This is a genomic window from Methylocella tundrae, from assembly GCF_038024855.1.
GTDB classification, from domain to species: Bacteria; Pseudomonadota; Alphaproteobacteria; order Rhizobiales; family Beijerinckiaceae; genus Methylocapsa; species Methylocapsa tundrae.
Genome location: NZ_CP139089.1, coordinates 2,142,501 through 2,159,707, shown reverse-complemented (window position 1 = coordinate 2,159,707; position 17,207 = coordinate 2,142,501). Strand labels below are relative to the sequence as shown.

The 17,207-nt window shown below is 61.6% G+C and carries 18 protein-coding genes and 1 rRNA gene (1 of these 19 only partly in view); 8 read left to right on the top strand and 11 right to left on the bottom strand.

What is annotated here, in order from left to right; all coding sequences use genetic code 11:
- Positions 1-197 precede the first annotated feature (197 nt).
- The gene (locus SIN04_RS12415; protein ID WP_134489604.1) at positions 198-653 is read right to left on the bottom strand and encodes a hypothetical protein; all 456 of its coding nucleotides are present in this window, start codon (positions 651-653) and stop codon (positions 198-200) included.
- Positions 654-987: 334 nt separating this feature from the next.
- Between SIN04_RS12415 and SIN04_RS12410 the strand changes: the two genes are divergently transcribed.
- Positions 988-1,371, top strand: coding sequence for a DUF427 domain-containing protein (locus tag SIN04_RS12410; protein WP_134489602.1), 384 nt, complete (start codon positions 988-990; stop codon positions 1,369-1,371).
- A 13-nt stretch (positions 1,372-1,384) separates the two neighbouring features.
- On the opposite strand, the gene SIN04_RS12405 is transcribed toward SIN04_RS12410, so the two are convergent.
- The 5 genes from SIN04_RS12405 to SIN04_RS12385 all read right to left on the bottom strand — a co-directional run bounded on the left by SIN04_RS12405 (position 1,385) and on the right by SIN04_RS12385 (position 5,689).
- Positions 1,385-2,260 carry an HpcH/HpaI aldolase/citrate lyase family protein gene (locus tag SIN04_RS12405; protein WP_134489600.1) on the bottom strand — a complete coding sequence of 292 codons (876 nt, stop codon included), beginning with the start codon at positions 2,258-2,260 and terminating at the stop codon, positions 1,385-1,387.
- Between the two features lie 21 nt (positions 2,261-2,281).
- Positions 2,282-3,637: an MFS transporter gene (locus tag SIN04_RS12400; RefSeq protein WP_134489598.1), complete on the bottom strand. Its 1,356-nt coding sequence runs from the start codon at positions 3,635-3,637 to the stop codon at positions 2,282-2,284.
- 13 nt (positions 3,638-3,650) lie between these two features.
- Positions 3,651-4,244, bottom strand: a complete 594-nt coding sequence (locus SIN04_RS12395) for an NUDIX domain-containing protein (protein WP_134489596.1) — start codon at positions 4,242-4,244, stop codon at positions 3,651-3,653.
- A 3-nt stretch (positions 4,245-4,247) separates the two neighbouring features.
- The gene (locus SIN04_RS12390; protein ID WP_134489594.1) at positions 4,248-5,039 is read right to left on the bottom strand and encodes an NAD kinase; all 792 of its coding nucleotides are present in this window, start codon (positions 5,037-5,039) and stop codon (positions 4,248-4,250) included.
- 95 nt (positions 5,040-5,134) lie between these two features.
- Complete coding sequence (locus tag SIN04_RS12385) at positions 5,135-5,689, bottom strand: phosphoglycerate mutase family protein (protein ID WP_134489592.1); 555 nt, start codon at positions 5,687-5,689, stop codon at positions 5,135-5,137.
- 272 nt (positions 5,690-5,961) lie between these two features.
- On the opposite strand from SIN04_RS12385, the gene SIN04_RS12380 reads away from it, so the two are divergent.
- Positions 5,962-6,147, top strand: coding sequence for a hypothetical protein (locus SIN04_RS12380; protein WP_134489590.1), 186 nt, complete (start codon positions 5,962-5,964; stop codon positions 6,145-6,147).
- A 13-nt stretch (positions 6,148-6,160) separates the two neighbouring features.
- On the opposite strand, the gene SIN04_RS12375 is transcribed toward SIN04_RS12380, so the two are convergent.
- Positions 6,161-7,207 (bottom strand): HAD family hydrolase, encoded by a 1,047-nt coding sequence (locus SIN04_RS12375; protein ID WP_134489588.1) that lies wholly within the window; start codon positions 7,205-7,207, stop codon positions 6,161-6,163.
- A 302-nt stretch (positions 7,208-7,509) separates the two neighbouring features.
- Here SIN04_RS12375 and SIN04_RS12370 point away from each other — a divergent pair, with 302 nt between their 5' ends.
- The 4 genes from SIN04_RS12370 to SIN04_RS12355 all read left to right on the top strand — a co-directional run bounded on the left by SIN04_RS12370 (position 7,510) and on the right by SIN04_RS12355 (position 10,749).
- Positions 7,510-7,719 carry a CbtB domain-containing protein gene (locus SIN04_RS12370; protein ID WP_134489586.1) on the top strand — a complete coding sequence of 70 codons (210 nt, stop codon included), beginning with the start codon at positions 7,510-7,512 and terminating at the stop codon, positions 7,717-7,719.
- Positions 7,720-7,834: 115 nt separating this feature from the next.
- Entirely contained in the window at positions 7,835-8,593 is a 759-nt protein-coding gene (locus SIN04_RS12365) for a CbtA family protein (RefSeq protein WP_134489584.1), read from the top strand.
- Between the two features lie 89 nt (positions 8,594-8,682).
- The gene (gene nagZ, locus SIN04_RS12360; protein ID WP_134489582.1) at positions 8,683-9,780 is read left to right on the top strand and encodes a beta-N-acetylhexosaminidase; all 1,098 of its coding nucleotides are present in this window, start codon (positions 8,683-8,685) and stop codon (positions 9,778-9,780) included.
- 165 nt (positions 9,781-9,945) lie between these two features.
- On the top strand, positions 9,946-10,749 hold the full coding sequence (locus tag SIN04_RS12355) for a molybdenum-dependent transcriptional regulator (protein ID WP_341263944.1): 804 nt from the start codon (positions 9,946-9,948) through the stop codon (positions 10,747-10,749).
- Between the two features lie 210 nt (positions 10,750-10,959).
- On the opposite strand, the gene cysN is transcribed toward SIN04_RS12355, so the two are convergent.
- The 4 genes from cysN to SIN04_RS12335 all read right to left on the bottom strand — a co-directional run bounded on the left by cysN (position 10,960) and on the right by SIN04_RS12335 (position 15,004).
- Positions 10,960-12,888, bottom strand: coding sequence for a sulfate adenylyltransferase subunit CysN (cysN, locus tag SIN04_RS12350; RefSeq protein ID WP_134489580.1), 1,929 nt, complete (start codon positions 12,886-12,888; stop codon positions 10,960-10,962).
- Positions 12,888-13,739, bottom strand: coding sequence for a sulfate adenylyltransferase subunit CysD (gene cysD, locus SIN04_RS12345; RefSeq protein WP_244605970.1), 852 nt, complete (start codon positions 13,737-13,739; stop codon positions 12,888-12,890). The genes cysN and cysD overlap by 1 nt, the downstream gene beginning before the upstream one ends.
- Before the next feature lie 207 nt (positions 13,740-13,946).
- Positions 13,947-14,495, bottom strand: coding sequence for a bifunctional adenosylcobinamide kinase/adenosylcobinamide-phosphate guanylyltransferase (cobU, locus tag SIN04_RS12340; protein ID WP_134489576.1), 549 nt, complete (start codon positions 14,493-14,495; stop codon positions 13,947-13,949).
- Positions 14,496-14,569: 74 nt separating this feature from the next.
- Positions 14,570-15,004: a GlcG/HbpS family heme-binding protein gene (locus SIN04_RS12335; RefSeq protein ID WP_134489574.1), complete on the bottom strand. Its 435-nt coding sequence runs from the start codon at positions 15,002-15,004 to the stop codon at positions 14,570-14,572.
- Between the two features lie 276 nt (positions 15,005-15,280).
- Between SIN04_RS12335 and SIN04_RS12330 the strand changes: the two genes are divergently transcribed.
- A complete protein-coding gene (locus SIN04_RS12330; RefSeq protein WP_134489572.1) occupies positions 15,281-16,369 on the top strand; it encodes an extracellular solute-binding protein in 1,089 nt (362 codons plus the stop codon).
- 772 nt (positions 16,370-17,141) lie between these two features.
- Positions 17,142-17,207, top strand: a 16S ribosomal RNA gene (locus tag SIN04_RS12325) (it continues 1,421 nt past the right edge of the window).

The window sequence follows — 17,207 nt, the reverse complement described above, 5'->3', positions numbered from 1 at the left end:
CGGCCGGAGTTGTGGATTAAGACTGTCGACAAGGGCTAGAACGCTGAAGCCGTCGGCGCCAAAATTCAAAGCGCGTTTCCACCGGATGTCCCGGAGCACGGCGGGATAAAACCAACAGGCAATCCTCAAAGCGCCTTTGTTTGCCATAAATAAATTGAGTCATGCGAATCGAACCGCTGACAGGGCCGCTAACACGATCAATCATCGGCATCCCTGCGCCGCCGCCCCAACTCCACAATAAGCGCCATCATCGAGCCCGCGCCTTCGTCCTGCGTGAAAACGCGGACTGTCGGCGCGAGCGCGTCTTTGGTTTGATCAAAGCACTTCTGGAATTGGCGGATGCGCGCGCATAACCGGCTCGCTCCCATCTCGATCGTCTGTCCAGCGGCATCGAAGCGTCGAGGCTCTCTCGAACCTATGGGCATGCGGTTAAGCTGACCAATCTTCCTTTTGAACTCGACCGCGCCTATATAGCAATGGGTCGGGCGCCTCCGGGGCGCGTCGTCCATCCAGCGGAAAACACACTTAGGTAAGCAAGCCGGCTTCGCAATGATATTTTTGATGGTAAGTCTGCTATTTATTGGTGCATTCGTCGGCGCCCTGTTCGGTATTAGAGTATTGATTTGGATCATAATATTGTGGCTATTGCTCATATTGCTCTTGTGGTGGTTTGTATCAACAAGCGCCTTTATAAGCTGGATTGTCGCTGCGGTGATTTTCGAATGCGGCTATTTTCTAGGAATGATCGTTCGAGCAATTCTTGATGCGGCCGGGTTCAAAGCTTTTGGATTGATTCGCGACCGGCGATCTGACTAGCGATTGACGCCCGAAAAGACTAGCTCGCGAGCGTATTTGCCCTCGGCCTTGAGGGGCGGGCAGGCTTCACGTCAACCCGGTTGGCCAGCAGACCTGTTTGCGTATCGCGGCATGAATGGGTTTTTCTGACTGTGCTCTCCGGCGCTTCGCCAGATGAAGGAGTTCGAAGCCATGACAGACAGGCCGATCAAGCGTCCAGGACCCGACCATCCCATCACGATTGAGCCGAATCCAGCGCGCATTCTCGTCACCGTCGCGGGCCGCGTCGTCGCCGACACGCGCGCGGCCCTGACGCTCCGGGAGGCGTCATATCCGCCCGTGCAGTATATTCCGCGCAAGGACGTGGACATGTCGCTGTTGGAGCGGACGGATCAGAGCACCTATTGTCCCTATAAGGGCGATTGCGCGTACTATAGCCTTCCCCTTGGCGGGGACTGTTGCGTGAATGCCGTGTGGACCTATGAGGCCCCCTTTGCGCCTGTCGCCGCGATTGAGAACCATCTCGCATTCTATCCTGATCGTGTCGAGGTGGCGGAGGAGAAAGCGGTAAGGTGAAGCCGGAGGCCGTTCAGCGCCGGGACGGCAGGCGCCTCAGTAGCCGCCGCGCTTGCGCAAGATGCGCCGGGTTCAGCGTCTCGCCCTGAAAGGCGAGAACCCGCGCGTCCGGTTCAGCGGCGAAGGCTTCGATGATTGCGCGCGCCCTCGCCAGAACTTGCTCCGGCGGCGTGAAGACGGCATTGATGGCCGCGACCTGTTCCCGATCGCGCGCTATTTTGCCGTCGAACCCATCGCGCTGCGCTGCTTCGCATTCCAGCCGAAAGCAGGCGGCGTCGCGACAATTCAAGGTTGGCCCGTCGATCAGCGGCACGTCGGCCGCTCGCGCGGCAAATAAGGTCAGGTCACGGGCTAAAGCATGGGGTGATGCATAGGAGCCATCCGGCGCTCGATGGGCGCTAGCGCCGAGTGACGTCGAAAGGTCGTCGGCGCTCCAGACCAAGCCGGCAAGGCGGGGGCTAGCGTCGGCGAAAGTCCCCATATTGAAGATCGAGGCCGCCGTGCCCGCGACAGCCGCGATGATGCGGGTCGATCCGTCGGCCAACCCAAGTTCCGCCTCCATCACTGCGAGTTTGGCGCCAAGATGCTGGACCGCTTGTCCACTCTGGGCGTCCGCCAGGACGACTCCGTCCGGTCGCGCCCGGAGAATTGCGTCGAGGTCGGCTTCGATCATCTCGGTATCGAGTTCGTTGAGCCGGACGAAAATCAGCGGATGATGCGCTTTTGCCTTTGCGGCGGCGATAAAGGCGCAAGCTTGTTTCCGCGCCTCGGATTTGGACCTGGAGGCAACGGAGCCCGCGAGATCGAGCAAAACTCCGTCGGCCCCGCTCTCCAAAGCTTCGGTGAGCTTTGACCGGTTGTCAGCCGGCGCAAACAGCAGTGAGCGCATGGGATCAGCTCCGCGCCGCCGTCATAGAACCTGGCTCATTTTGGAGTGCGTTTTCATGTCGCGCATGAAGAGGTAGCAGATCAGAGAGATGAAGATGCAGCCCGCGGCATACCAGTAGAAGCCGGTCTCAAGGCCAGCATTCTTGAACGCCAGCGCGACGGAATCGATCGATCCGCCGAAAACGGCCACGGTGAGCGCGTAAGGAATGCCGACGCCCATCGCGCGAATGGCGGTCGGGAACAGCTCCGCCTTCACGATCGCCGCGATCGACGTATAGCCGCTGACGATCGCCCAGGCGGCGCAAATTAGCAAAAAGGCGCCGAACGGGCTTTGCGTATGCCGCAGAGTCGTCAGCAGCGGAATCGTTCCGAGCGTTCCAAGGACGCCGAAGGCGACGAGCATCGGCTTGCGGCCGATCTTGTCGGAGAGCGCGCCATAGAGCGGCTGAAGGATCAGCGCGAAAATGAGCGATCCGGCGGTGATCAGGGTCGTCTGCGCGTCGTTCAATCCGACCGAGAGTTTCAGGAATTTCTGCATATAGGTCGTATAGGTATAGAAAGCCGAGGTGCCGCCGATCGTAATGCCGACGACGAGCGCCATGGTCTTCCAGTCACGGGCGAGAATGCGCCACCGGTTTTCGCGCCGGATGACCGATTCGGCGGCGATGAAAAGCTCCGTCTCGGGCATGTCGCGCCGGATGACATAAGCGAAGATCGACAAAAGCGCGCCGATCACGAAAGGGATGCGCCAGCCCCATGCCTTGAGCTGTTCCGGCGTGAGAAAGGCCCGCTGCAGCGCCAGCAGCACCAATATTGCGCAGAGCTGGCCGCCGATCAGGGTCATGTACCAGACGCCGGAATAAAAGCCCCGCCGGTTCGGATGCGCGACTTCGCTGAGATAGGTCGCGCCCGAGCCATATTCGCCGCCCTGACTGAGACTTTGCAGAACCCGCGCAAGCGCAAGAATGAGCGGCGCCGCGACGCCGATGCTGGCGTAGCCCGGCGTCGCCGCGATCATCAGCGAGCCGAAGCACATCATGAGCACGGCGGCGGTCAGCGCGTTGCGGCGTCCGTGCCGGTCGGCGTAATAGCCAAACAGCGCGCTGCCGAGCGGACGCACCAGAAAAGCCGCGGCGAAGAGAGAGGCCGCCGCCAGTTGCTGCGCGACAGGATCGGTCTGCGGAAAGAAGGCGCCGGCGAAATAAAGCGAAAACGCCGAATAGGCGTAAATATCATACCATTCGATGAGATTGCCCGCCGAGCCGATCAGAACGGCCTTGGTGCGGCGGGCGACGTCGGCCGCGTCGAATCCATCGGAGATGGCCGCTGGGCCTTTCAATAACGCCGCATGGGCTTCGACATGCGGGGCCTCGCTCATCCTATGGCCTTGGTCAAGATCCGCCGTTATGTTCCATGAGGCCTTTGAGCTTGGCGTATTGCAACAGCAAAATCGACTTTGTGTCGATGATTTCGCCGCGCTCGATCATCAGCAGGGCTTCGTCGAGGCTCACTTCCAGAACTTCAATGTCCTCGCCTTCATGCTCAAGCCCGCCGCCGGGGCCGACGCGATCGGATTGGGCATATTCGGCGACGAAGAAAGTCAGCTTCTCCCCGAAACTGCCGGGGCTGGAATAGCCCTCGCATACCTTCCGCGCATGGCGCACCTTATAGCCAGTCTCCTCCTCGGCCTCGTGCACGATCCGCGTTTGCGCGTCGATCCCTTCGAGCCGGCCGGCGCAGACCTCGATCAGATTGTCGCGTCCGTCTTTGAGGTAGGCCGGCAGGCGAAACTGCCGCACCAGCACGACCGTCGAGCGCGTTGGATCGTAAAGCAGGATCGCGGCGCCGTCGCCCGTGTCATAGATCTCGCGAACCTGCTTCTGCGGGCGGCCGTCGAAGCGCTTCAGCTCGATGGTCAGCCGCTCGAGCAGCCCGTGCCCGCGCGACATCACGTCGCGGGCGAGAATGCGAACGCGCTCTTTCATGCGTCAATATCCGAATTGTTCGCGCAGGATGCGCTCGTTGAGAGAATGCCCCGGATCATGGAGCAGAACGAGATCGGTCGCGTGATCCATGGCGACGGTGACCTCGCGGACATTACGCAGCTCGAAATGGTCGGCGACGGCGGCCACAGGTCTTTTTTCGACCTCCAGAATATCGATCGTGACTTTGGCCTGATCCGGCAGCAACGCGCCGCGCCATCCGCGCGGGCGGAAAGCGGAAATCGGCGTCAGCGCCATCATGGTGGCGTCGAGCGGCAGGATGGGGCCATGTGCGGAAAGATTATAGGCGGTCGAGCCGACAGGCGTCGCAACCAGCACGCCATCGCCCGCAAGCTCGTCGAGGCGCTCCTTGCCGTCGATCGAAATGCGCATCTTGGCGGCCTGATAGGATTGCCGCAGCAGTGAGACTTCATTGATGGCGCGCGCCGTGGAGATCGCGCCTTCGCAGTCGGTCGCCTCCATCAGGAGGGGATGCACGACCGAGGCTTCGGCGACGCTCAGCCGGCCTTCGAGATTGAAGACCGAAAAATCATTCATGAGAAAGCCGACGGAGCCGCGATTCATGCCATAGATCGGCTTCCTTGTTCCCATGAAGCGATGCAGCGTCTGCAGCATGAAGCCGTCGCCGCCGAGCGCGACGACGATTTCGGCTTCTTCCGGATCGACATCGCCATAGCGCGAGACCAGCGCTTCGCGCGCCGCTCTGCCTTCCACCGTCGGGGTGCACAGGAAAGCGATTTTCTCAAAGCGAAGGGCTGTCTTCGCGCCAGCGGCCATGGCTTATCGTTCCAGCGGCAAAGCGTTGACATAGCCGGAACAGGACCCGCCCGTAAAGCCGGACGCCTCCTTCAACGCCAGAACAGCGCAAGGCCTCAAACGATCGGCTCGGCGCTGTCGCCGTCGAGGAGAAGCTGCGGAATTTGCGAAAACGCCCAATGCTCGCCCGCGCGGTCGAAGATCCAGACGAGATCATAACGCTCATAGGGCCAATGTTGAGGCGCCGTCGTTTTATCGCCAAGGATCGCATTTGCGATGGCGTGCATGCCGTCATGTTTCCAGGCGATGAGCGCCGGCCCGTCCGAAGCCAGCACTTTCTGGACGAGGGCCTGTTCCTCTCCATTAAAATGGTCCCGGTTGAATTCGATCTTGAGCAGCTCCGCCAGCGGAACAAGCGTATGCTGCGGACGAAGGCTTGGATCTTGCGCCGCCGCCTTGCAGGCGAACAAAATCCTCGGGCGCGCCAGAGCGGGGCGGACGAAGCGATCGTCAACGGGCGCGAAGAACCGTACGAGCGCCCCGGCGCGCTGCCAGCCCCGCACGCTAAGCGATTCCTTGTCTTTACGGCCGTCCAGCGAGACGCCGCGAGTGCCTTTATCCGGGTCGGGGCGTTCCGAATGGCGGATCAGCATGATTTTGTCGCAGGACATGGGAGCCTCAGTTTTCCGGTCGGGCGCGCCAGCCTCGCTTCTTGCCCGCTTCGGCGCAAGCCCGCCCGGGGACGCGGGCGCGGCCTTGCGTTAAGAAAAACATTCAACGCATGGCGCCGCAAAAGGCGTCTTGCAATGCTGAATTACGGGCTCGAGCGGGCGCCGCAGCCGGTTTTCGATCCTTGACTTCAAAACCGGCATAGGCTCGGTTTGGCCAGACAAATCATAAAGAGAGGCGGCCGGTTCGGCCGCGACAGCTTGCGGAGAGAAACGTGAACTCAGACCATCACCACCATCACGCGAGCGTTGAGAAGGCGCAGGCGCGTCGTCCCGATTGGAGGCGCATTCATCATTCGCCGCTTTTCTGGGTCGGCGCCGTGCTTTTTCTGGCGGCGATATCGATCTATGTCTGGTCGGAGGACCTTTCGTGGCGCCCGCGCCAGCAGCAGCAGCCGTGACGTCCGTCAGAGCTTACGGCTTGGGCGAGGGCTCTCCCTTCATCTCGAACGGAAAAATCACCTTCCAATCGGTCTTCATGTCGACGACGGTCCAGCTGTCCAGCTTTGCCGCCTCAAGGGCGAGATCGAGATGGCCGACGAGGGACTCCTTGTCATAGGCGTATTCGCGCACGGCGTCGGTGTGGTGCACGATGACGCCGAGGCGCCGCCCGCCTGATTCCGTCGTCCATTGCAGCATCTGCAGGTCGCCATCCGAATTGCCGAAAGCGGCGATCGGGCGCCGGCCGACGTGCTGCTCGATGCCGACCGGTTTGCCGGGGCCGTCATCGACGAAATTCACATCAGGAAAGCGGAACAGCCGCGGCAGGCCGTCGCGGCGTTCGAACTTCGTCACGATGCTCGACCCGATGACCTGATCGGTCGGCACGCCATAGGTCTGATCCGCGAAGGCGCGCACAAATTCGATGCCGCCGCCGGATACAATGAAGGCCTTGAATCCGTTGGCGCGAAAATAAGCGAGCGCTTCCAGCATCGGCTGATAGACCAGCTCCGTATAGGGCCGATGGAAGCGCGGGTGCTTGGCGGTGGCGAGCCAGTTCTTGACGATCTGCTCGAACTCCTCCGGCGTCATGCCCGCGTGGGTGACGCCGACGATCGTCTGGAGATTGCGCGAGCCCTGGCCATCCTTCAGCAGCGTCTTGAAGTCGCCGTCGAGCGCCGCCTTGAACGGCTGCTGGTCGCGCCATTCGGGATGCATCGGCAGGAGTTCGCGCAGGCGGTCGATGGCGAAGACCATCTGGACATACATCGGCTGCTCGACCCACAGCGTGCCGTCATTGTCGAATGTCGCGATGCGCTGCTCCTTGGGAACGAAATCGGGCGAACCCTCGCGCGTCACATCCTCGACAAATTTGATGATCGATTGCTTTGCCTTGCCATCGTTCCATGAGGGCAGGGGATCGACGGCTTGCGCCATCGCGGAAAAGGGAGCGAGGCAAAGGAAGGCAAAGAGGCCCAGCAGGCAGGAAACGGTCAGCTTGTGACGATCTGGACGCGGCATGGATTCGCTCGCTTTCGAATGGACCGCCGCAACGCCGATTCGCGGCGGCGCGATCATGCGACAGCCGCGCTTTCCGGACAAGGCAAGCTGAGCATTCGATCTGTTCCGGCTCCGCGTTGACACGCCTTGGGCGGAACCCTACGATCAAAAAATCCCGGATGCGAAGAAGGCGGTGCAAATCCGCCGCGGTCGCGCCACTGTCAGCGCCGCGCCTTACCCCCAAGGGAAAGGCGCGCGCGAGCCAGACCTTCCCTCCGAGGATCGCAACGAACGCGGGACGCGTGATCCCAGGGAGTTTTGACATGAGCGATATCGCCTTAACGCCAGCCGCCCGGCCGATCCCCATTCCTGTGAGCCAGATCCTGCCATGGCTCGCCTTCGCCGGCGTCCTCGGCTTTCTGCTCATCTATTTCGTCGGCGCCGAGCAGGGCGCGACATCGCTGATCTCCGGCCATTACGTGCATGAATTCGTTCATGACGGCCGCCATCTGCTTGGCTTTCCCTGTCACTAGAGGTTTTGGCTTCCTCGGATTCGCTTTGAGCGATCGAGAACGGGCTTCGCCTCGGAATGCTTTGTCTCTTCATCTTTGACGCGTGATCTGCTGCGATCGCCGTCGGGAGTCTTAGATGGTCGGACAGCTTTTATGGCGCGGGATGCTTGCCGGCATCATCGCGGGATTATTTGCGACGAGTTTCGCGTTTCTTGCCGGCGAGCCTTCCGTCGATCGCGCGATCGCTTTTGAAAGCGCGGCCGCCCGGGCCGCGGGAGAGCCCGAGGAGCCCCAGATCGTCAGTCGCGCCGTCCAGCGCAGCGCCGGTCTCGTGACAGCGGCGGTGGTTTATGGCGCGGGACTTGGCGGGCTGTTCGCTCTGGCTTTCGCCTTTGCAAATGGCCGCGTCGGCGCGCTCGAACCCCGCGCCGTCGCCGCCTTGCTGGCGGCGGCGGGCTTTATCGCGGTGGTGCTCATTCCGGCTCTGAAATATCCTCCGAACCCGCCTGCTATCGGACGCCCGGAGACGATCGGCATGCGCACGGCGCTTTTCTTTAGCATGCTATTTTTCTCCGTGCTGGCGATGATCCTCGCCTCGCTCCTTCGCGGTCGGCTCGCGCGCCGGTTCGGCGGGTGGAACGCGGGGCTCGTCAGCGCCGGCGCGTTCCTGACGGCGGTTGCCGTCGCGGCGCTCGTGCTGCCCTCGATCAATGAGGTTCCGGACAATTTCCCGGCTGACGTCTTGTGGCGGTTTCGCCTCGCGGCGCTCGGGGCCCAGGCGGTGTTATGGAGCATCATCGGCCTCGGTTTCGGCGTTCTCGCCCAATCGCTCGAAGGGGTCGACTTCGGGCGGGCGTCGAGAGCTCTGCAAGCGACGAATGCTTCGGCGCGCTAGCGCTCCGTAGGCGGCGCGCGCCGGCGTTTTCCTTCCGCCTTGATTGCGGGCTAAACTGCCGCCCGGCTGATTCGAGGCGAAAACAGAAAATGAGCGCACAATCCATCGACGCGGTAGGCGATCATTTTCTCGTCGGCCTGCGGCCATCGCCGGTCCTTGGAGAGCGCGACCGCGCGTTGCTTCAGGATCTGAAGCCGGCCGGCGTCGTTCTCTTCAAGAGTAATTTTCGTCATGATCTTGCCTATGACGGCTGGCTCGAAAGTCATCGGCGGCTGCTAGAGGACGTGCGCGCGGCCGCCGGGCGCCCCGATCTTCTCATCTCGGTCGATCATGAGGGAGGCCGCGTCACCCGCACGCCTGCGCCGATCACGCGCTTTTCCTACGCCGCGCGCTGGGCGAAGGACGCCGCCGCGGTCGGCGACGCGATGGGGCGCGAACTCGCCAGCCTTGGCATCAACCTCAACTTCGCTCCCGTGCTCGACATTCACACCAATCCGGCCAATCCGGTCATCGGCGAGCGGGCCTTCGGAGCGACGCCGGACGACGTGATCGAGGCCGCGCTTCCCTTCATGCGCGCGATGCAGGCCGCGGGCGTGATCGCTTGCGGCAAGCATTTTCCGGGTCACGGCGACACCAGCGTCGATTCTCATCTTGGGTTGCCCTCCGAGGATTCAGACATTGAGGCGTTGCGCGCCCGTGAGCTCAAGCCCTTCAGCGCGGCGATAGCGGCCGGCGTTCCGATGATCATGACCTCGCATATTCTCTTTCCGCGCATTGATCCCGATGCGCCGGTTACTCTGTCGCGCCGCTTCGTGACAGAGATCTTGCGCGGCGAGCTCGGCTTCGAGGGCGTGACGATTTCCGACGATATCGGCATGGGCGCCATGAAGGGCTTCTTTGACGCGCCGGACGCAGCGGCGAGGTTTCTCGCCGCCGGTTGCGACATGCTGATGGTCTGCGCTCACTTCACCGAGGCCGATCGCGCGAGAGGCTTTGCGGCCGGAATCATCGACGCGCTCGAGGAGGGGCGACTTGATGAAGCTCTGCTCGCGCGGTCAAAAGCCCGGATCAAGGCTCTGCTCGCACGGGCGCGCATCCACCGCGTCGAGGCTCTGCCGGAGGCGGCTTTGGCGGCGCACCGGGCCGCCGGCGCGCAGTTTTCGGCGGCGACCGTCGAAGTCGTCTGACCGTCGCGGGCGTTGCGGCTCCGGCGCCGCCTGCCGAGGCGCGTCCGGAAATTTCCCGGCACAACTCCAGCGGGCAAAGGATCCTGCGGCGCGCGGCCTGATTATTCTCATTTTGGTTGTAGACGACGTGATTTTCGGGCAAATAATATGCAAGAGGAAAAAACAATGCCTCGCGTATTGCCGGGAGAGATCGACACTTTGCTCGCTTTGCGGGCAAACGGGAAATTGTTGGTCGGCCGCGAGCGCGTCACGCTGCTCGAAGCGGTGATCCAGCACGGCAGCATCACCAAGGCGGCCGACGTCGCCGGCTTCAGCTACAAGACGGCCTGGGACGCGGTTAACGCGATCAACAATCTTCTACCGCGCCCCGCATTCATTACGCACACGGGCGGCCCTCGCGGCGGTGGCGCGGAGGTGACCGAAGAGGGGCGCCGCCTGCTCGTCACATTCCGCCGCCTCGAAGAAAAGCTCAGCCGGATCTCCTCCAGCATCGCCGTGCAAGGCATTGAGTGCGAGGAAGACCTCATTTTCTGGGGCATCGGCATGAAGCTCAGCGCCCGCAACACCTTTCACTGCACAGTGCTCGAAATCTTCGCCGCGCCTGTCAATGTCGAGGTTCGGCTGCAGGTCTCGCCGGAGGTGGTTATTTCCGCGCTCGTCACCAACGCCAGCGTCAGCGAACTTGGGCTCGTCGATCACCGCCCCGTGCTGGCTCTGGTCAACGCCAGCTCAGTCATGCTGGCGCCTTGTGACCAGATGCCGCGGATTTCCGCCCGCAACAAGATCATGGGCCGCGTGCTTGAACGCTTCGACGGCGGCTCCGACGTTGAGGTCACCGTCGGCATCGGCGCGGGCAAGACGATGACCTCGATCATGACGCAAGACAGCGCCGACGCGACCGGAATCAAGCCGGGCGCCGATGTCTGCGCGATTTTCCAGGACTGCAACGTGATCCTGGCCAGCGATTGAATCGCCAGCTTTCGTTGGAGGAGACTGGTTGATCCAGCCGCGGCCGCGTGTGGCGCGGCAGACTTTTGGCTGGAGCATATTCCGATCCGATCGGTTCGATCTGATCGACAAGGATATGCTCAAGCTTTTGAATCTGGAGGGATTTCTGATCGATCGAATGACTCCATTCGATCGGAAAGCGCTCTGGGCTCCCGGCTTCGGGAGTTTTTTTTAAATCGACCAGTCGTCGCGATCGATGAATCCGCGCTGGACCAGGGCCGCGACGATCAAAGCGGCGGCCTCCCGCGCGCTCTGGCCGTCGCGGCCGACGATCAACTCGGGATTTTTTGGCGTCTCATAGGGTTGATCGATACCCGTGAAATTCTTGATCTCGCCCGCGAGCGCTTTCTTGTAGAGCCCTTTGGGATCGCGCGCGATGCAGTCCTCGATCGGCGTGTCGACAAAGATCTCGATGAACTCATCCTCATCAAGGAGTTCGCGCACGAGTTCGCGCTCGGCCGCGAAGGGAGAGATGAACGAGCACAGGACGATCAGTCCGGCCTGCGTCATCAGCCTGGCCACTTCGCCGACGCGGCGGATATTTTCAATGCGGTCGACTTCGGTGAAGCCGAGGTCCTTGTTCAGCCCGTGGCGGATATTGTCGCCGTCGAGCAGGATCGTGCGCACGCCGTGAGCGTAAAGGCGCGACTCCACAAGATTGGCGATGGTCGATTTGCCGGAGCCGGAAAGCCCGGTGAACCAGAGGACGCCCGGCTTATGACTATTGAGACGCGCGCGGTCGGCTTTCCGGACGTTGAGGTCCTGAGTGTGAATATTGGTCGCCCGGCGCAACCCGAAAGCGATCAAGCCCGCCGCCGCCGTGGCGTTGGTGGTGCGGTCGATCAGGATGAAGGACCCGGTCGAATGATTGCTCTCATAGGGATCGAAAGCGATCGGCGCCGTGGCGCTCAGTTTGCAGAACCCGACCTCATTGAGGCTCAAGGTCCGCGCCGCCATCTCGCCGAGCGTGTTAACGTCGAGCCTATGCTTGAGTTCTCGGATGGTGACGGGCGCTGTTTTGGCTCCGCTCTTCAGGAGATAGGAGCGGCCGGGCAGCAGCTTCTCCTCGCTCATCCAGATGAGATGAGCGGCGAACTGATCCGAGACCTCCGGACGATTCTTCGGATCGGACAAGACATCGCCGCGCGCGATGTCGAGCTCGTCGGTCAAGGTGATGGTCACCGCCTCGCCCGCGCCGGCGCTCGCGCGGTCTCCGTCGGCGGTGACGATGCGCGCGACGCGCGACGATTTGCCGGAGCCGGCGACGACGACTTCATCGCCCTCGCTGACGGTCCCACTGGCGATCGTACCGGCGAAGCCGCGAAAATCGAGATGCGGACGATTGACCCATTGCACCGGAAAGCGGAACGGCTTGCCGGACTGGTCTTCCTCGACGTCCACGGCTTCGAGAAAGGCGAGAAGCGGCTGCCCCTGATACCAGGGCGTATTGGCGCTGTTTTCCGAGACATTGTCGCCTTGCCGCGCGGAGATCGGAATAGGAGTGATCGACTTGAAGCCGAGCGGTTCGGCGAAGGTTTTGAACTTGGCGACGATCGCGTTGAATCCGGCTTCATCGAAGCCGGTGAGATCAATCTTGTTGACCGCGAGCACGACATGCTTGATGCCGATCAGCGATACGATGGTGGCATGGCGGCAGGTTTGGGTCAAAAGTCCCTTGCGCGCGTCGACCAGAAGGATCGCGAGGTTGGCGCTCGACGCCGCTGTCGCCATATTCCGCGTATATTGCTCATGGCCGGGCGTGTCGGCGATAATGAAGGAGCGGCGCGGGGTCGAAACATAGCGATAGGCGACGTCGATGGTGATGCCCTGCTCGCGCTCGGCCTCGAGACCGTCGACCAGCAGGGCAAAGTCGATCTCATCGCCGGTGGTGCCGTGGCGCTTGGAATCGCGCTCGAGAGCTGCGAGCTGATCGTCGAAGATGAGGCTCTGCTCAAACAGGAGGCGGCCGATCAGCGTCGATTTGCCGTCGTCGACGGAGCCGCATGTGATCAGCCTCAGGGTCGGCGGCATGCTGGCGTCAAGCTGAGACGGCTCGGACCGGGGGCTTGCCTGAAGATTGGCGGAAACGGCCTCAAGCATCAGAAATACCCCTCGCGCTTCTTTTTTTCCATCGAGCCCGATTCATCATGGTCGATCAGGCGGCCTTCGCGCTCCGACATCGTCGAAGCGCGCATTTCCGCGATGATTTCGGGCAATGTCTCCGCCTCGGAGCGCATCGCCCCGGTCAGCGGATAGCAGCCGAGCGTGCGGAACCTTACTTTTTCCATGCGCGGCGTTTCGCCGGGCAATAAGGGCAGGCGGTCGTCATCGAGCATGATCAGAGCGCCGTTGCGCTCGACGACGGGCCGCTCCTTGGCGAGATAAAGCGGCACGATCGGAACATCTTCGGCGGCGATGTAATCCCAGATGTCGAGCTCCGTCCAATTCGACAATGGGAAAACCCGCATCGATTCGCCCGGTTTGATCCTCGTGTTGAAGAGGCTCCACAGTTCCGGGCGTTGATTGCGCGGGTCCCAGGCGTGCGCGGCGGAACGATGCGAGAAGATCCGCTCCTTGGCGCGGCTCTTCTCCTCATCGCGTCTCGCGCCGCCGAACGCCGCGTCGAACTTCCATTTGTCGAGCGCCTGGCGGAGCCCTTCCGTCTTCATCACCTGCGTATGCACGGAGGAGCCGGACGCGACCGGCGAAATGCCGCGGCGCACCCCGTCCTCATTGACGTGGACGAGCAGATCCATCCCGACCCTCGCCGCCATTTGATCGCGAAATGCGATCATTTCGCGAAACTTCCACATCGTATCGACATGGAGCAAAGGAAACGGAGGCTTTGACGGAAAGAACGCCTTCTGGGCGATGTGAAGCATCACGCCGGAGTCCTTGCCGATGGAGTAGAGCATCACCGGCCGCTCGAATTCCGCGACGACCTCGCGCATGATGAAGATCGCCTCCGCTTCAAGGCGGCGCAGGTGAGCGGAAGCTGACTGTTTCACATGTTATTCCTGTAATATAAAATATTTCACGTATCCCGCAACGTCATTTATATCTTCGTCTCGCCCTTGGCAACCACAGGGGAGGGAGCCTGGCTGATGCGCTTGGCCGAATTTTGGCGGCGGCGTCGGTTGCGCCGCGCTCAGTTGGCGTTAAAGCCGAAACTTCGGCTCTTCAGCAGGTTTCAGCTGAAGCGCAAGCCCCGCGGTGACGAGGACCACGCAGTCACAGGCCTTGGCGAGCGCCTGATTGAGCCGGCCTTGCGCGTCCCTGAAGGCGCGAGCGAGCGCATTTTCCGGCACAATGCCGGAACCAACTTCGTTAGAGACGAAAATCACGGGACCGGGGAGGCTTTGGACGCTATGCGCCAGCTCTTCGGATTCCTTCGCGAGATCGGCCTCTTGCAGGAGAAGATTGCTCAGCCAGAGAGTGGCGCAATCGACGACGACGATGCGATCCACGCCCGCCTCGCGCCGTAACGCGGAGGCGAGCTCGAGGGGTTCTTCAACGAGCATCCAGTTCGGACCCCGTTCCGCTGCGTGGCGGGCGATGCGCGCCGTCATTTCGGCGTCATGCGCCTGCGCCGTCGCGATCAGAACGGGGCGCACGGCCGAGCTTTCCGCAAGGCTTTGAGCATAGCGGCTTTTGCCCGAGCGCGCGCCTCCGAGGACAAGGAGGCTTCTGATTTGGAGCGCAGACATCGCGGCGGCTTTTATCGAGAAGCTGAACTTTTGGGCGCGAGCGCGCTCAGGGGCCGAAAGACTGAATGCAAGCTTCAGGTCCGCCAGGGGTGCTCTGGCAACTCGCTGACGCCGAGGACCGCGACGCCCGCCTGCGCCACCGCGTTGTCGTTCTCGACGGCGCTGCCGCTGACGCCGATTGCGCCGACGAGAACGCCTTCTTCATCGACGATCGGCAAGCCGCCGGGAAAAGTGATCAGCCCGTCGTTGGAGTGCTCGATGCCAAACAAAGACCCGCCCGGCTGAGAAAGCTGGCCGATCGCCCCAGTCGGCATGCCGAAGAAGAGGGCGGTCTTCGCCTTCTTGATCGAGATGTCGATGCTGCCGACCCAGGCGTCGTCCATGCGGTAGAAGGCCTTGAGGTTCGCGCCCGAATCGACGACTGCGATGCACATTTGCGTTTTCAGTTCGACGGCCTTCTTGCGCGCTGCCTCGATGGCCGCTTCGGCATGTGCGATGGTGACGTGCATGGTTTCCTCATGATCTCTGGTGCGTTTCCGTTTGCGCCGACGCGCCGGCTCGTTGCTTTTGCGCGGCCTGTCGCGCAGGCGCCGCGCGATCGGCGATTCGGCGCGCGACCCTATCACATGCCGGGGCGGCGATCATGACGAACCAAAGCCAGACGTCCGGCTCCGAATTGTTGAGCTGCGGGAATTGACCTATTCTTCGGCGCGCCGCTTCGACGGCAAGCACGCTGAGAGTTCCGGGCGACCATGAGATTTGCTGATACGAGGCGCGCGCGCGGGATGCTTCTGGCGGTTTGCTTCTGCGTCGCGGCGCTCGCGACGCATGCGCTGGCCGAACCAAGGATCGTCAATATCCTTGCATGGGGCGATTATTTTGATCCGAGGAGTCTCGAGGAGTTTACCGCCGAGACGGGCGTCAGGATCGTCTATGACGTTTATCCTTCCAGAGAGGCGCTGGAGGCGCGGCTGCGCGGCAAAACCGATTATGATGTGGTCGTCGCGCCGGGGCCGGCGCTGCAATCGCTGATCGCAGCTGGAGCTTTGCGCAAACTCGACAAGGCGAAGCTCCCGAACGCGACCGGCCTCTGGCCCGAGGTCATGGCGGTGCTCGGAGTCTTCGATCCCGGCAATCAATATGCCGTTCCGTATCTCTGGTTTACCGCAGGCCTTGCCTTTGACGTCGACAAGGCAAATGAGATCGGCGCCGCGGCGCCTTTTGAGCCCGCGTCGTGGGATCTGATCTTCAGGCCGGATCGTCTTGCCGCCTTCGCCGATTGCGGCGTCTTCGTCCCGGATAATCCCGAAGAGATGTTCGCCATCGCTCTGCGCTATCTGCGGCTCAATCCCGCCTCGAAGAGCCTGAACGATTTGCGCAGAGCGGCGGAGCTGCTTGGCGGCATGCGGCGTTATGTGAAGAAGTTTCCTTCATCCGATGATGTCGGCGCCCTCGCCAATGGCGACGTCTGCCTTGCGGTGGCCTGGAGCAGCGACGGACTGCAGGCGCGCGCGCGGGCGAAAGAGGAAGGCAACGGCGTCGACGTCGGCTACGCCATTCCGAGGGAGGGGACGGTGTTGTCGCTTGATGCGCTCGTCGTGCCGAAGGACGCGCCGCATGGCGACGCAGCCTTGTCCTTCATCAACTTTCTTCTGCGCCCGGAGATTGCCGCGCGCAACACGAACGCCACCAAACTCGCCAATGGCGTCATCGCCTCAAAACCGTGGATCGCCAAAGACATTCTCGACAACAAGGCGATCTACCCCGACCCCGAGACGATGGGTCGCCTCTTCGCCGTTCAAAACGCCGATTTGGCGACGCAGAAATTCATCGCGCGCGAATGGGTGAGGATCAAGACCGGCAAATATCCCTGACGGCTCTCTTCGAAAAAAAAAGATCGCCAGAGGCCCCCCCCCTTGCCCTGCAACGAGCGGAAGCGCTCTGGCGCCAGAAGGGGGAGGCTCAGCTATCAGCGCGGGGAGGCAGTCCGAGCGGCCCTGGGGATAATGGGGATAGTTTTTGGCAAAATCCTGAATTTAAGTGTCAATTTCTGCTTCACGGAAGCCCCGCCTGGCTTCCGCCAGCGATTTTTCGGCGGTTTTGCAAAACAGCCGTGTTGACATGGGGGGATGGTGGGTCCTATAAGGGCGTCATTGGAAGCGGCGCTGCTGTTTGCGGCGGGCGCGGATTTCGTTTCTCGGGACTTTCTCGGGTAGTCATGGATCCTGGTTTGTTTGGCCGGGTCGATGATTGTTCTCCGCGTTTTGGGCTTTGGCCTTGCTGTTTTGACGATCTGCTGTGTTGAAGCCTTGCTTTACGAAGCGATGGATTTGAAGACGCGATCTGTTGTTTGACAATTGAATCGGAAGAAAGAGAAACGTGGACGGCGGGGTCCTTGCGGGACGCTTCCTCCTCTTAGGAGGGGTTGCGTCCGATGAGATACTCTGGCGGTCACGTTTTCAAGTTCATCGTGTTTTGCGGTCCCGCGAGGGATTGCGGGCAGATGTGCTTGGGACTCGTCAAAAGAGTTGCGTCGTGAGGCGCGATCTCAAACTGGCGCATTTTGATTAATGCGCCGCGCTGTCTTTTGCTGTCTTAACGGGCGCGGAAGACGGGTGACCAGCCGGGCAAGCAAATTCTCATATTCAACTTGAGAGTTTGATCCTGGCTCAGAACGAACGCTGGCGGCAGGCCTAACACATGCAAGTCGAA

What these genes read in the sequence shown, in the direction of transcription:
- SIN04_RS12415 (WP_134489604.1), bottom strand. Translation starts at nt 653, where the DNA reads ATGAGCAATAGCCACAATATTATGATCCAAATCAATACTCTAATACCG.
- SIN04_RS12410 (WP_134489602.1), top strand. Translation starts at nt 988, where the DNA reads ATGACAGACAGGCCGATCAAGCGTCCAGGACCCGACCATCCCATCACG.
- SIN04_RS12405 (WP_134489600.1), bottom strand. Translation starts at nt 2,260, where the DNA reads ATGCGCTCACTGCTGTTTGCGCCGGCTGACAACCGGTCAAAGCTCACC.
- SIN04_RS12400 (WP_134489598.1), bottom strand. Translation starts at nt 3,637, where the DNA reads ATGAGCGAGGCCCCGCATGTCGAAGCCCATGCGGCGTTATTGAAAGGC.
- SIN04_RS12395 (WP_134489596.1), bottom strand. Translation starts at nt 4,244, where the DNA reads ATGAAAGAGCGCGTTCGCATTCTCGCCCGCGACGTGATGTCGCGCGGG.
- SIN04_RS12390 (WP_134489594.1), bottom strand. Translation starts at nt 5,039, where the DNA reads ATGGCCGCTGGCGCGAAGACAGCCCTTCGCTTTGAGAAAATCGCTTTC.
- SIN04_RS12385 (WP_134489592.1), bottom strand. Translation starts at nt 5,689, where the DNA reads ATGTCCTGCGACAAAATCATGCTGATCCGCCATTCGGAACGCCCCGAC.
- SIN04_RS12375 (WP_134489588.1), bottom strand. Translation starts at nt 7,207, where the DNA reads ATGCCGCGTCCAGATCGTCACAAGCTGACCGTTTCCTGCCTGCTGGGC.
- SIN04_RS12370 (WP_134489586.1), top strand. Translation starts at nt 7,510, where the DNA reads ATGAGCGATATCGCCTTAACGCCAGCCGCCCGGCCGATCCCCATTCCT.
- SIN04_RS12365 (WP_134489584.1), top strand. Translation starts at nt 7,835, where the DNA reads ATGGTCGGACAGCTTTTATGGCGCGGGATGCTTGCCGGCATCATCGCG.
- nagZ (WP_134489582.1), top strand. Translation starts at nt 8,683, where the DNA reads ATGAGCGCACAATCCATCGACGCGGTAGGCGATCATTTTCTCGTCGGC.
- SIN04_RS12355 (WP_341263944.1), top strand. Translation starts at nt 9,946, where the DNA reads ATGCCTCGCGTATTGCCGGGAGAGATCGACACTTTGCTCGCTTTGCGG.
- cysN (WP_134489580.1), bottom strand. Translation starts at nt 12,888, where the DNA reads ATGCTTGAGGCCGTTTCCGCCAATCTTCAGGCAAGCCCCCGGTCCGAG.
- cysD (WP_244605970.1), bottom strand. Translation starts at nt 13,739, where the DNA reads ATGCGCGAGGTCGTCGCGGAATTCGAGCGGCCGGTGATGCTCTACTCC.
- cobU (WP_134489576.1), bottom strand. Translation starts at nt 14,495, where the DNA reads ATGTCTGCGCTCCAAATCAGAAGCCTCCTTGTCCTCGGAGGCGCGCGC.
- SIN04_RS12335 (WP_134489574.1), bottom strand. Translation starts at nt 15,004, where the DNA reads ATGCACGTCACCATCGCACATGCCGAAGCGGCCATCGAGGCAGCGCGC.
- SIN04_RS12330 (WP_134489572.1), top strand. Translation starts at nt 15,281, where the DNA reads ATGCTTCTGGCGGTTTGCTTCTGCGTCGCGGCGCTCGCGACGCATGCG.